Below are 12,826 nucleotides of genomic sequence, written 5' to 3'. Positions count from 1 at the left end.
CGTTATCAGAAATAACATGATCGCAGTGGAACTTGGCCGGAAGCTTTCGAACTCTCAGATGTGGCCGCAGTCCAGGCACCTGCTTGGTTATGATTTCCTACGCTGCTTCGAGGTGCCCCTCTTCGCTCCGCTTCTTATTGATGAGATTCAACAACTGCACCGTGGCCCGCGCATCGCATAAGGCTCGATGATGATTGTCGAGCGAGATGCCATATATCTCGCAAAGCTTCCCAAGTCCGTAGGACTTGTGTCCCGGATAGCGCCGCCGCATTCCGGCGCACGTGCAGAGCTTTGGGAATCTGAAGCGCCGCGCGATCCTTTCGAATTCGTAGGCCATGAAACCGTAGTCGAAGCTGACATTATGGGCGACGAAAATGCCGTCCCCCATAAACTCCATGAAACGATCGGCTATCTCCGCGAACACAGGTGCGTCCCGAACCATTTCGTTCGTGATGCCGATCAAGTGAACGATCTTTGCGGGAATGGAACGCTGAGGATTGATGAGAGAATGCCACTCGTCGACGACACAGTGATTGCGAACCTTCACCGCGCCGATCTCGGTGATGCGATCGCCATTCGACCAGGAGCCGGTCGTCTCGATATCGACCACCACGTAGTCCTGCTCGGGGTCGAAACGATAATCCACCCGACCGATCTCGGCGATGATGCCGGCGGCGCCGAGCTGGCGGAGGCGGGTCAGCTGGTTGCGGCGGATCACGTCCCCCTCGGCCTTGACCTCCAAGAAGGACGCTTTGCCGTCCTGCACCAGCATCAGATCGGGGAAACCGTCCCCCATGCCGCGGAAATCGTCGCACATGCTGCGGACGATGCTGGCTATGGCGGTTGGATCGAATCCTTCGAGCAGCTCGCGGAGCGCCTCCACTTGCACATGATCCCAGCCGAAGATCCCGTTCGGGCGGCCCCATTTTGCTGCGACGGTGCGGAGGATCAACGGAAGAGAAGCTCCGGACGCGATGGCGGCCAGCTTCTCGTCGATCGTCACGGCGAAGAGCCGACGGAAGCTTCGGTCTTTCAGGCAATGGGGTAGCCAGTCGAACCCGCTGGGCATTCGAGTGCTCTCGAAGAGCTCGTCCCAGAAGAGAAGCCCGAACAGCGTGTGCCACAGCATATTCTCGGTGAAGAAAACCTTGGTGCCCTCGCGCCGCAGAACGCCGGCGACGCCTGCTTCTGGATTGCCGCGATGGGTATCGTCGACGGTGATCGTTCGCCCGGACCGCAGCAGCTCGGTGTAAATGCCTGTGCGCCTCCCTCCGAACTTGCGAGCGTAAAAGTCAGTTGCGAAAACGTGCTCCCCGTCGCTGGCGGGATCATCGATCATCCGCTGCAGCAGCTCTTCGGCTCCGGTGCGATCCCCGGTATTGTAAAGCAGGCGGACCACGCTCGTTGCAGTCCGGCGAGCACCCCGCGAGATAGAGCTGACGGGCAAGATCGCTCTCGCCCGCTTTCTCGAAGAAAAGTCCGGTCTGATGAGCCGCTCGGCTGCGTAGGTCGTTGGCGTACTGTGTCCCGCAGGCAGGCCCGGACAGCACGTCGATGGCGGCCCGCCTGTGGACAGGCTCCGATCCGTCCTCAAGGCTGTCGAGAATCTGGCTGTAGTGGAACGAGGCAAGCGCCTCCTCGGCATCGGTGAAGCGTGCGCTGAACGCATTCTCTCGATTCGTGCGGAGGATACCCAGGTCCCGCAGCGCGAAGTTCTTGAGGTTCACCTCGGTCTTGCCGAAGTAGAGATACAGCAGGAATTCGATGGGCCGCGTGCCGTCGAGAGCGATGAATTTCCGGGCGCCGCAGTGCTGCGCGGCCGTCGAAAAGGGGATCTGTTCGAGATAATAGTCGATGAGCTTGGCTTTGGCCCAGGACTTACGGACGTCTTTGCGCCCAGCCGCCTGTGCACCGGTAAAGAGCACATCTTTGGGAAGACACGCGAGGAACCCAGCGTAGTCGGCTTCACCGATCACCCGGGCATGACCGACCGTCATCAGTTCCGACGTCGCCTGCTCGATATCGTCGATCTCGGGGTACTCGAACAGGGACCGATTGAATATCGCACCACTCCGGTTGATCATGCGGATCAACAGGCATCGGGCATCTCTCGAAAGACCCTCGAAGCGCGCTATGAAAGCGTGATGCTCCGGGCCAAGAACGGGTTCGTACGTTCGCTGCACGAACTCGAGCATTTCGGCGAAATGGTCGAGATAATAATAGACGGGCAGTTGCGGCAGTTTGGCCAAGCGGACCTTCGCGGCTGGAATCGTTTGTTCTATTTTTGTTCGAATGGCGAGCGTGAAGTCAAGCACCTCGACGGGCTCCAGCTCCCCTATTCGCCGACGGTTCGGTGTCTGCGGAGTTAGGAAGGCGAAGCAGGGGTATCTTCCTTCAGACCTCGGGCAACGATCCGGAGCGCTGCGTCCGGAAGCGGTCGCTGCAACTTCAGCGCCTCGTCCGCCGGCGCCATCATCCAGGTCTCGACCTCGGCGGGCGTCGTCAGGATCACGGGCATCGCCTTCGGATGGATTGCGCCGACTTCTGCGTTGGGCTCCGTCGTCAGGAAAGCGTAGAGGTCGTTCGTAGTCTCGCCCTCCTTGACCCTCCGGACGGACGTCCAGTTGGTCCAGATGCCGGCAAAGCAGAGTAGCGGACGGGTCTCGTCGAGCGCGAACCAAATGTCGCCGCCCTCGGCCTTGTTGAACTCGCTGAAGCTGTTGAACGGCACGACACAGCGATTCTCGACGTCGAGCCAGCGCGTCCAGTGCTTGCTCTTCACGTTGCGAATATTGGTGGTGCCGCCGTCCGGCTCCATTCGGAGCAATTCCTTGAAATCGACGGTCTTGCCCTTCGCTTGCAGCTTCTCCGCGCGCTTCTTCGTCGCGTCCATCAAAGCTTTAGACGAGGACGGCATACCCCATCGCGCGGTGGCGAGCTCACGACCTTCGGCTCCGTTCCTAACGATGGGTGCCTTGTAATCCGGAAAGACTCCGGGCATCGGCGCGAGGTTGCCGACGTAGCGGTTGACGACGCGGAACAGCGCGCTGATGGCGGCCTGGTTGGTGGTGATGGAATAGAGATTGCACAAGGTCAGGTCTCCGGATCCGGATGGCGGGCCCGCTGCGCCAGCTGCAGCAGGGTGGCAGCCGATCGAAGTTCAACCTTATCCTCGAGCGCATGATCGCGTCCCGGCGATCCAGCCATGGGCCCATCGGGCCGTCGCGCGGGCAAGCTCCGCCAAGCGCTCGCGGATAATGCTTGCCCCAGCCCTTGGGTACAAAAGCGGGTACAAGTCCCCTTTTGGATCGCGCTTCATCCAGTGACGAACGCCCATAACGTCTTAAAACCGATTGGAAATTCTTGGTAGCGGGAGAGGGACTCGAACCCCCGACCCCAGGATTATGATTCCAGTGTTCTGGGCATCGGCTCACTTTCGTTAAAAGCAGATTAGTATCGACGCAACCGCTAGGAGACTTTCGGCGTCGCTAGTCTAGTTCAGGCTGCGGGAAGGAGGCGCGACGTTAACGTTCAGGGCTTCCCTCAGCCTGCCAGCAAGGGCCGTAATCGCATTTTTGCGTGCAAGGCGAAGAAACAATTCGATTTCGCGGACGCGCTCAGGATCGAATGCATCAATCAGCAAATCAGCGATCTGATCGATCTGGAGCATATGCAAACGGCCCCTGGCTTCGGCAATACGCTCTTTGACGTCATCCTCAGAAACTGCATGTCCAGCACGCACGTCGGACAGAACCTCCGAAACCACCTCTCGGGAGTGCTCTTTGCGGCCAGTTCGTATGCTGCACCCGCAGCTAACTGCGCCAATTCGGCGGGATCTTGGGTGCGCGAAAGTCTAGCCAGGTTCATATAGTTCTGCGCTGATTTATCGGAGATATCCATCTCCTCTAGGCAGTAGGCGCCAAAGCGCCCGTGCGGGAGCAGCGCCTTGGCCTCTTCCAAATGCGTACCCACCTGGATGATGGTCGGAATAATGGTGGGAAGCAACTTCTTGATGCGCTGCGCTATGAGCCGCAATTGCTGTGTTTCGTTGGGAGGGATATCCGAGTAGTCGAAAGCCATGATGACCTCACAGGTGAGCTGCGCATTGCGAGATTCATCGCAAATGCGCGAACGGAAGCATGACTCAGAAACGACGCCACCGTGGTACAACGCTCAACTGAAAGGCCAAGGACGCGGTTGGCATCCGAGGCTAGACCTCCTTATCTTGCGGAAGACAAGCGCAGGATCGCAACTAAAAAATGCCGAATGGGGCCTTAATTTATGTGGAGAGGCAGCTAATTCGGCTTAGCTTCACATACGACGTACCCTTGGTACATCCCTTCGGCCCCTCTGCTCGTCTGACAAATGCGAAACGGTTTCGCATTTGCTCGGCATCGCAGCGCCCGGCGCCGTCAGTGATGCGTGCGAGAGTAACGGAACAAAACCAGAGATGAGCATCGCCATATATTCTGCCGTATCGGGGCCACGGCGGCCAATCAGGTAACGAGGCCAACGCTTCCATCCTAGCGTTTTGCACGAGACGGCTGCGAAAAAGGCGCCACTTCTTTCTTCTCAACCCATGGAATAAGGTTGATGTCACGCGCCTCGATATGGCTTGTAATCACCTCCAACTTCATGATGAACTCGAACAAGGTGTCGAGTTCATGGGGCTCGCAGTAGCGCTCGGTGGTCTCGCTGTCGCCGCCGTGCCCAAGAAGATCCGCACGATCCTCTTTCGTCAGCAGTCTCTTCTTCAGCTGCGCACCGAAAAGATGCCGCACAGCATGAGCACCGAGGCCCTCCTCGGTGATTTCAGCCGCGACGAGGATGGGCTTGAACAGCTTGTAGAACCGGTTGCCTAGCGGCGAGCGACTGCTGGGCGAGTATAAGTCCGGGAAGAGGAGCTTGTATCCGAGCGCCTTGATCTTCCTGACATAGTCGAGAAAGCCCAATCGGATGAGCTCCGGGTGGACGGGAATATTGCGCTGGGACTGAGCGTTTTTGATGCGCCGCTGCTCGTTCGCCGCAATGTGGACGTACGGCCTGCAGCCTTCGCGATCGAAGATGATGTCGTCTACCATAGCGCCGCAAAGCTCCTCGCGCCTTGCACCGGTATAGTAGATGAGGATCGGGACGAAATAGAGCGCGCAGTGGAAGACCTGCGAGTCGCCTTCCTTGCCCCACTCCCCCAACTCGTCCCACCCGGCGCAGTTGATGAACGGCGCCGTCAGAAACATCGCTTTGACCTTGTCGAGAGGCAGCTTCGCCCTCTCGTCGCGGGGACGTTTGTTCTTGCCGCGCCCCTTTGCGCGCAGTTTCGTGACGTCGATACCCTCCAGGCTCTTCGAGCCGCGCGCGATGGCATAGTCGAAGATCTGTCCCAGGAAAGTCAGGTGCCTGTTGAGGGTGTCTCCGGAAACACCCCGCTTGCCTCGTTCGACCGATTTCCCCTTCTCGCGGAGTTGCTCGATCGTCAGGGCCTCGTCCCGCACCGATTTGCCGTAGTGCTTGTAGATGTCGAAGCGGAGGAAATCGACGAACTTGCCGACTTGCTCCTGGCGCAGCAGGCCCAGATCAAGAATGCGCTGATCCTGCACCACGAACTTAACGAACAGATTTGCAACGCTCTTGGCCTGCCGCTGCGTCTTGTCGTCCCAAAGATTGTCGGCGGCATTCTGCCGGGCGATGCGGTCCGCAAACTGAAGGAAGTCTGCCATAGGAATGAACGGCGTGACAGGCGGAGCTTCGATCCGCGGTGGACCATCGGAGCGATCCGCTGCCAGGCTTACCGTCGGGAAAATTGGCGTTGGTGGATCACTCCTCGCGAGCAAAAGGCGATCCACCAGCCCCGCATCTTCAATTCTCGTTCCGCCATAGCGGCGCTCGGACTGAGCGAGCGCAAGCCTCATCCCGCGAAAGTAGATACCTTGTGCCACATCCATGTTCATTGCGGTCGGCACGGCCCGAACGCCTTCAACCATTTGCCGCAGGACGTGGTACTTCGTTGGCACCATGTCGCTATCCCGGAGCATCGCTAGGTGACGCTTGACGGCCTCGATGTCGGCTTCCGAAAGGCCTTCGGCGATCATGCGGTCGCGATCTTCGGGGTGCACAGCAGCGCCATGTCCTTGCGCGTCGAGCAGCGTGTAGGTCCACAACGCCCGCAGATCGTCATTCCTTGCTCGATCGGCAACGAAGCCCCGCGCACTTTTCGCGGCAAGTGCCACCTGCTCTAGCTTGGCCAGCTGCTTCTCGACGACAGCATGAAGCATTGTCTCAATTTGGGACCGCGACAGATGAAGGTCGGCGCCGTCGGCAAGCATCGCGATGTCGTCCAGAACAAGGTTGAGCTGGTTGGCCAGGCGCCGCGCCGTCATACGGCTCGTCGTTCTCAGGCTCATGGAAACATGCTGGCGGCCCATGCAATTGGCAAGTGTGGGAGGCGTACGACGCCGCCAATAGTAGACGGATTGGCGGCGAAAGATGTGGAAAGCCATGTTCGAGCGACACTCTGTGCAGCAGTGATGTGTCGCAGAGCTGTGCATCAGCTCCCCAGCCAGGCCGGTTTCGTCAGGAATTTCAGGGGAAGCGGGGCTCCTGGCTGGGGCGGGAGGGATCGAACCTCCGAATGGCGGAATCAAAATCCGCTGCCTTACCACTTGGCTACGCCCCATCAGGCCCTTCGGGAACGGCGGCGGCACGACCGTCCGCGGATTCCCTCGAGTGGTGCCGGTCTATAGGGAGAGGCGCGGCATTTCAACCGCCCGGAGGGGCAAATTACCACAGGCGCCGGTGGCGCCGCGCCATGCCTTATATGAGCGCTACGCCACCCCGTTCCCAACGGGCGCTCCGCCACCCCTCCTGACAGTTGAGACCGCTGCCGTTTCATGGGAATACGGCGGCAAGAACTGTCTCCCCGGGAGTGAGCCATGACCTACCGCGCGCCGATCTCTGACATGCTGCTGTCGCTCAACCACGGCGCCGGCCTGAAGGCTGCCATGGAGGCCGGCCATTACGGCGATTTCGACGGCGATATCGTGAGCGCCGTGCTGGAAGAAGCCGGCAAGTTCGCAACCGACGTGCTGGCGCCGCTCAACAAGGTCGGGGACGAGCACGGCATCAAGCTCAGCGACGGCAAGGTCACGACGGCGCCGGGCTGGCCGGACGCCTACAAGCGCTGGACCGAGGGCGGCTGGAACGCGGTCTCCGGCCCCGAGGATTTTGGCGGCCAGGGCCTGCCGCTCGCGATCAACGCGGCCTGCACCGAGATCTGGAGCGCCGCCAACGTCGCCTTCGGCCTCTGCCCGCTGCTGACGGCGTCGGCGATGGAGGCGCTGGACGCGCATGGCAGCGACGAGCTGAAGAAAATCTATCTCGAGAAGCTCGTCTCCGGTGAATGGACCGGCACGATGCAGCTGACCGAGCCGCAGGCCGGCTCCGATGTCGGCGCGCTGCGCACCCGCGCCGAGAAGCAGGCCGACGGCACCTATCGCATCAAGGGGACGAAGATCTTCATCACCTATGGCGAGCACGACATGACCGACAACATCGTGCATTTCGTGCTGGCACGCCTGCCGGACGCGCCCGCCGGGACCAAGGGGATATCGCTGTTTCTCGTTCCCAAATTCATGGTCAACGAAGACGGCTCGCTCGGCGCGCGCAACGACATCTTTGCCTCCGGCGTCGAGCACAAGCTCGGCATGCACGCCTCCCCCACCTGCACCATGACCATGGGCGATCATGGCGGCGCGATCGGCTTCCTCGTCGGCGAAGAGAACCAGGGCATGCGCTGCATGTTCACGATGATGAACCAGGCCCGCCTCGGCGTCGGCCTCGAAGGCGTCGGTGTAGCCGATCGCGCCTACCAGCAGGCATTGTCGTACGCACAGGAGCGCAAGCAGGGCCGCGCCCTCGGCAACAAGGGTGACGGCTCCGATCCGATCTTCGTGCATCCCGACGTCAAGCGCATGCTGATGCGGATGCGGGCGCAGACCGCAGCGGCGCGCACCATCTGCTATGCGACCGCGGTGGCGATCGACGTCTCGACGCGTGCCAGCGATCCGAAGGTTCGCGCCGACGCTGCCGCGCGCGCGGCGCTGCTGACGCCGATGGCCAAAGGCTATTCCACCGATATTGGCAACGAGGTCGCTTATCTCGGCGTGCAGGTGCATGGCGGCATGGGCTTCATCGAGGAGACCGGCGCGGCGCAGCACTATCGCGATGCCCGCATCACCGCGATCTACGAAGGCACCAACGGCATACAGGCCATCGACCTCGTCACGCGAAAACTCGCGGCCAATGGCGGCGCATCGGTGTGGGCGCTGCTCGACGAACTCTCGGCAATCGTGAAGCAGGTCGAAGCCTCCAACGATCCCGCCTTCGGCACCACGGGCGTGAAATTGCGCGAGGCGCTGCAGGCGCTGACGCGCACCAGCAAATGGCTGCTGGAGCGGGTTGCGTCTGCGCCGAACGAGGCGCTGGCCGGCGCGACGCCGTATCTGCAGCAGTTCGGCGCCACGCTCGGCGGCTGCATGCTTGCATCCGAAGCGCTCGCCGCGAAATCCGATGGCATCACGGACGCCGCGCGCTACGTCTCGCTGGCGCGCTTCTTCGCCGAGAACATCGCCGTGCAGGCCGGCGCGCTCGAACGCACCGTGACGGAGAGCGCGGAGTCAGTCGCCGCGGCGGATGCAGTGCTGTTGGGGTAAGCGGGACGCGTGGCCCGGATGGAGCGCAGCGCAATCCGGGGCCTTCATCGTTCGTGGCTCGAATCCCGGATTGCGCTGCGCTCCATCAGGGCTACGAAGCTGCGAGCTTCGTACGTCTCCCCGGCCGCCACAGCACAATCCCCGCCGCCACCAGATCGAGCACCACGCACATCGCAAACGCGCTCGTGTAATCGCCGGTTACGCTGCGCACGAGGCCGACGATGCCGGGGCCGAAGGCGCTGACGATGCCGCTAATCGAGGTGCCCAGTCCCATCGCGGCGGCGAAGGCGCTCGCGCCGATCTCACGATGGATGATCAGCGGCGGGAACGTAATCATGTTGCCGATCGAGAAGCCGTAGACGGCGCAGCACACGAGCAGCACGGTCGGGTTCGTGCTTTGCAGAATCACAAACAGCGCCGCCGCCTGGCTCGTCATCGATGCCGCGCAGGCGAGCCGCGGATCGAGCCGGTCCACAAACAGGCCGAGCGACAGGCGCCCGACCACCGCCATCGCCGCCATGATGGTGACGGCAAGGCCAGCACTGGCGCGGCCGATCAGCGGTTCGAGGAACGTCACCTGGTGAATGATGAATCCCATCTGCGCCAGCAGCGCGATCGCGATCGGCAGCACCATGGTCCAGAACGCCGCGTTGGCGAGCAGCGTCCTGCGCGAGTGAACCGCAGGCGCAGCGGTGCCGCCAGCGGACAAGTCTCCGCCCGACGGCGACGGCATTTCGGCCCGCCAGCCGGTGAAGATCACCACCACCGGCAACACCAGTACCACCATGGCTAGCGTGGCCGCCAGCATCGCTGAACGGAAGCCGATGCTGCTGCTCAGCGACAGCAGCAGCGGGACGAGGACGATGCCGCCGCAGGTCGCGCCGTTGTAGGCGAGGCTGAGCGCAAGCCCGCGGCGCCGTTCGAACCAGGAGTTCAGCACCGTCGCGATCACCACCGTGCCCATGCCGGTCCAGCCGACCGACATTAGCGCATAGGCAAGATAGAGCTGCCAGGGCGTCTGCAGCAATGCCAGCAGCACCGTCGAGGCGCCGAGCGCCGACAGGCCGCACAGGATCAGCGACCGCAGCCCGATGCGGGCGAGCAGATCGTCGGTGAAGATGACGAGGACGGCAGTCAGGAGAAAGGAGAAGGTGCTGGCCGCAGAGACCAGCGTGCCCGGCCAGCCATGCGCGCGCTGGAGCTCGGCGAGATAGACGCCCTGGCCGTACAGGCCGAAGCCGAACATGAAGAAGGCCATCAGGAAGCAGGCCAGCACGACACGCCAGCCGCGGTAGTGCAGCGAGGATTCATCAACACAAGTGGCGGCAATCATCAATCGAGCAATCGGCCAAATGGAGCGGCGCGAGCCGATCGTGCACCACAACCAGGGGTTTTTCAATCGAAAATGGGTAGCTAATTATTGCAACGCGTAACACAGCAGCGGGCTGATGCGCCCGTCTCACGCGATTCGGTCCCCAAAAGGTCGAGCGAGCGCATTGGCACGCCTGCAAGATGATGTAGGCTGACGTTTCGCGAGTCTAGCCAATGTCAGTATCGCGGCGACCGCAGGGGCCTCTCATGCCGAATGGCAATATCGTCGTCACCGAAGAGCGCGGAACGCGCGTGATCACCCTGCGCCGTCCGAGCAAGAAGAACGCGATCACGCAGGACATGTATCGGGAGATGAGCCGCGCGATCGACACCGCGCAGAACAATCCCGAGATCCGCTGCATGATCATCACCGGGGGCTCCGGCGTGTTCACCGCCGGCGACGACATCGACGATTTCATGCACGCCGACACGTCGCGCCCCGAGACGCTGTCCGACGGCGCCAAGTTTCTCTATTCGCTCGCCCTCAACGCCAAGCCGGTGATCGCGGCCGTGGATGGCGCGTCGATCGGCATGGGCACCGTGATGCTGTTCCATTGCGACTATGTGCTGGCCTCGAACGCGGCAACCTTCTCCGCACCCTACATCCATCTCGGGCTCGTGCCGGTCGGCGCGTCCAGCCTCTTGATGCCGAACACGATGGGTTACCAGCGCGCCTTCGCGATGCTGGTGATGGGACGGACTTTTACGGCCGCGGAAGCGCATGCCGCCGGCTTCGTCAACACCGTGGTCTCGCCGGGTCATACCGAGGTCGAGGCGCGCAAGGTGGCGCGCGATATCTGCCGGCTCCCCGCCGAAGCGGTGGCGACCTCGCGCAAATTGCTGCGCGTCGCATCCGAAGAGCTTACCCGCCGCATCGACCAGGAGGCCCATTTGTTCGGCGAGCGGCTGAAGTCGGAAGAAGCCACCGCCGCGTTCAACGCGTTCGCGAACAGGAAGAAGAAAAAGTAGGTACCATCCGGCGCCCCTGAGCGACGGCGAGAACTTTCGTGAAATCTTCGTGCGGAACGACTAGTCTGGTTCCATGCGACATGTTCTCCGCCTGACCGTCTTCTCGCTCGCGCTCGCCGCCCTGCCCGCGTCCGCCCAAACCGCTGCCCCCGTCGAGCTGCGCATCCTCGCGATCAACGATTTCCACGGCAATCTTCGCCCGCCGCCGGACGGCATCCGGATCAGCGATCCCGAGGACAAGTCCAGGAAGGTGATGGTGGCTGCCGGCGGTGCCGAATACATGGCGACGCTGGTGAAGCAGCTGCGTGAGGGCCACAAGAACACGATCTTCGTCGCCGCCGGCGACCTGATCGGCGCGAGCCCGTTCCTGTCGGCGATGTTCCACGACGAGCCTTCGATCGAATCGCTCTCGATGATGGGGCTCGCGATCACCTCGGTCGGCAATCACGAATTCGACGAGGGCAAGACCGAGCTGTTGCGGATGCAGAACGGGGGTTGTCATCCCGTAGACGGCTGTCAGGCACCGCATCCCTTTACGGGCGCCAAATTCCATTATCTCGCGGCGTCCACCATCGAGACCGCGACCGGCAGGAGCGTGCTGCCGCCTTACGAGATCAGGGAATTCGAGGGCATCCCCATCGCCTTCATCGGGCTGACCTTGAAGGAGACCGCGGGCATCGTCTCGCCCGCGGGCATCACCGGCCTCGAATTCCGCGACGAAGCCGAGACGGTGAACGCGCTGGTGCCGCAACTGAAGGCGCGCGGGGTCGAGGCGATCGTGGTGCTGATCCACCAGGGCGGCGAGCCGGCCGGCGACTACAACGAATGCCCTGCCATTACGGGGCCGATCGTCGACATCGTGAAAAAATTCGATCGCGCCGTCGACGTCGTCGTCAGCGGCCACACGCATCGTGCTTATGTTTGCCAGGTCGACGGGCGGCTCGTCACCAGCGGCGACAAATACGGGACCCTGGTCACTGCGATCGACCTCAAGCTCGATCCTGTAACGCGCGACGTCATCAGCGCCAGGGCCGAGAACGTCCTCGTCGCCAATGCGTCACTGCCAAAGGATCCCGAGCAGACCGCACTGATCGATGCCTACGACAAGCTTTCGGCGCCGATCGCCAATCGCCCGGCTGGATCGGTGACGCAGACGCTGTCACGCGTGCCGAACGACGCCGGCGAAAGCGCGCTCGGCGACGTCATCGCGGACGCGCAGCTCGCCGCGACCAGGGACGCCAAGGACGGCGGGGCCGTCATCGCGTTCACCAATCCCGGCGGCATCCGCACCGACATCATTCCGAAGGAGAACGGCGCGATCACCTTCGGCGACGTTTTCGCCAGCCAGCCATTCCGCAACCGGCTTGTCACCATGACGCTCACGGGCAGCCAGCTCAAGGACATGCTGGAGCAGCAATGGCTCGATCCGAAGCGGCCGCGGATTCTCCAGGTCTCGAACGGGTTCAGTTACGCCTGGGATGCGGCGAAGCCATTCGGCGAGCGCGTGATCAACGAGAAGATGACGCTGAACGGCAGAACGATCGAAGCCGGAAGCGGCTACCGCGTCACCCTCAACGATTACCTCGCAGTCGGTGGCGACGGCTTTACGGTCGTCAAACAGGGCACGGGGCTGCAATATGGCGGCTACGACGCTGACGCGCTGTTCGCGTTCTTCAGGGCGCACGGACCGGTCGGGCCTCTGCCGCTGAGCCGCATCCTGCGTGTGAATTGATCCGGATCAAACGGACCGGTCCGGACCACCCTTTGCCATTCCCGGG

Annotated in this window: 10 protein-coding genes and 1 tRNA gene; 3 read left to right on the top strand and 8 right to left on the bottom strand. The window is 62.1% G+C overall.

The genetic code is table 11. From position 1 onward, the window contains the following. Positions 1–97 precede the first annotated feature (97 nt). The 7 genes from GWG67_RS23810 to GWG67_RS23780 all read right to left on the bottom strand — a co-directional run bounded on the left by GWG67_RS23810 (position 98) and on the right by GWG67_RS23780 (position 6,673). Entirely contained in the window at positions 98–1,399 is a 1,302-nt protein-coding gene (locus GWG67_RS23810; RefSeq protein ID WP_275171785.1) for an exonuclease domain-containing protein, read from the bottom strand. Further along, positions 1,329–2,315, bottom strand: coding sequence for a hypothetical protein (locus tag GWG67_RS23805; RefSeq protein WP_275171784.1), 987 nt, complete (start codon positions 2,313–2,315; stop codon positions 1,329–1,331). Before GWG67_RS23805 ends, GWG67_RS23810 begins: the two co-directional genes overlap by 71 nt. Before the next feature lie 50 nt (positions 2,316–2,365). Further along, positions 2,366–3,091 carry an SOS response-associated peptidase gene (locus tag GWG67_RS23800; protein ID WP_275171783.1) on the bottom strand — a complete coding sequence of 242 codons (726 nt, stop codon included), beginning with the start codon at positions 3,089–3,091 and terminating at the stop codon, positions 2,366–2,368. Between the two features lie 402 nt (positions 3,092–3,493). Then, complete coding sequence (locus GWG67_RS23795; protein ID WP_275171782.1) at positions 3,494–3,670, bottom strand: hypothetical protein; 177 nt, start codon at positions 3,668–3,670, stop codon at positions 3,494–3,496. Then, positions 3,637–4,080, bottom strand: coding sequence for a DUF3102 domain-containing protein (locus tag GWG67_RS23790; RefSeq protein ID WP_275171781.1), 444 nt, complete (start codon positions 4,078–4,080; stop codon positions 3,637–3,639). The genes GWG67_RS23795 and GWG67_RS23790 overlap by 34 nt, the downstream gene beginning before the upstream one ends. Before the next feature lie 443 nt (positions 4,081–4,523). Continuing rightward, the gene (locus GWG67_RS23785) at positions 4,524–6,497 is read right to left on the bottom strand and encodes a DUF6538 domain-containing protein (RefSeq protein WP_275171780.1); all 1,974 of its coding nucleotides are present in this window, start codon (positions 6,495–6,497) and stop codon (positions 4,524–4,526) included. A gap of 101 nt (positions 6,498–6,598) precedes the next feature. Then, a tRNA-Gln gene (locus GWG67_RS23780) sits at positions 6,599–6,673 on the bottom strand. A 256-nt stretch (positions 6,674–6,929) separates the two neighbouring features. On the opposite strand from GWG67_RS23780, the gene GWG67_RS23775 reads away from it, so the two are divergent. Then, the gene (locus tag GWG67_RS23775) at positions 6,930–8,708 is read left to right on the top strand and encodes an acyl-CoA dehydrogenase (RefSeq protein ID WP_275171779.1); all 1,779 of its coding nucleotides are present in this window, start codon (positions 6,930–6,932) and stop codon (positions 8,706–8,708) included. A 91-nt stretch (positions 8,709–8,799) separates the two neighbouring features. Here GWG67_RS23775 and GWG67_RS23770 read toward each other — a convergent pair whose 3' ends face one another. Continuing rightward, a complete protein-coding gene (locus GWG67_RS23770) occupies positions 8,800–10,041 on the bottom strand; it encodes an MFS transporter (RefSeq protein ID WP_275171778.1) in 1,242 nt (413 codons plus the stop codon). A gap of 245 nt (positions 10,042–10,286) precedes the next feature. Here GWG67_RS23770 and GWG67_RS23765 point away from each other — a divergent pair, with 245 nt between their 5' ends. Both GWG67_RS23765 and GWG67_RS23760 read left to right on the top strand, forming a co-directional pair. Next, entirely contained in the window at positions 10,287–11,048 is a 762-nt protein-coding gene (locus tag GWG67_RS23765) for an enoyl-CoA hydratase-related protein (protein WP_275171777.1), read from the top strand. Between the two features lie 73 nt (positions 11,049–11,121). Continuing rightward, complete coding sequence (locus tag GWG67_RS23760; RefSeq protein ID WP_275171776.1) at positions 11,122–12,780, top strand: bifunctional UDP-sugar hydrolase/5'-nucleotidase; 1,659 nt, start codon at positions 11,122–11,124, stop codon at positions 12,778–12,780. Positions 12,781–12,826 lie beyond the last annotated feature (46 nt).

The organism is Bradyrhizobium sp. CSS354 (assembly GCF_029051725.1).
In the GTDB taxonomy this organism is placed as follows: domain Bacteria; phylum Pseudomonadota; class Alphaproteobacteria; order Rhizobiales; family Xanthobacteraceae; genus Bradyrhizobium.
Note: the sequence above shows the minus strand (reverse complement) of the source record. Positions and strands in the feature narration are given on the sequence as shown.

What these genes read in the sequence shown, in the direction of transcription:
- GWG67_RS23795 (WP_275171782.1), bottom strand. Translation starts at nt 3,670, where the DNA reads ATGCTCCAGATCGATCAGATCGCTGATTTGCTGATTGATGCATTCGAT.
- GWG67_RS23790 (WP_275171781.1), bottom strand. Translation starts at nt 4,080, where the DNA reads ATGGCTTTCGACTACTCGGATATCCCTCCCAACGAAACACAGCAATTG.
- GWG67_RS23785 (WP_275171780.1), bottom strand. Translation starts at nt 6,497, where the DNA reads ATGGCTTTCCACATCTTTCGCCGCCAATCCGTCTACTATTGGCGGCGT.
- GWG67_RS23775 (WP_275171779.1), top strand. Translation starts at nt 6,930, where the DNA reads ATGACCTACCGCGCGCCGATCTCTGACATGCTGCTGTCGCTCAACCAC.
- GWG67_RS23770 (WP_275171778.1), bottom strand. Translation starts at nt 10,041, where the DNA reads ATGATTGCCGCCACTTGTGTTGATGAATCCTCGCTGCACTACCGCGGC.
- GWG67_RS23765 (WP_275171777.1), top strand. Translation starts at nt 10,287, where the DNA reads ATGCCGAATGGCAATATCGTCGTCACCGAAGAGCGCGGAACGCGCGTG.
- GWG67_RS23760 (WP_275171776.1), top strand. Translation starts at nt 11,122, where the DNA reads ATGCGACATGTTCTCCGCCTGACCGTCTTCTCGCTCGCGCTCGCCGCC.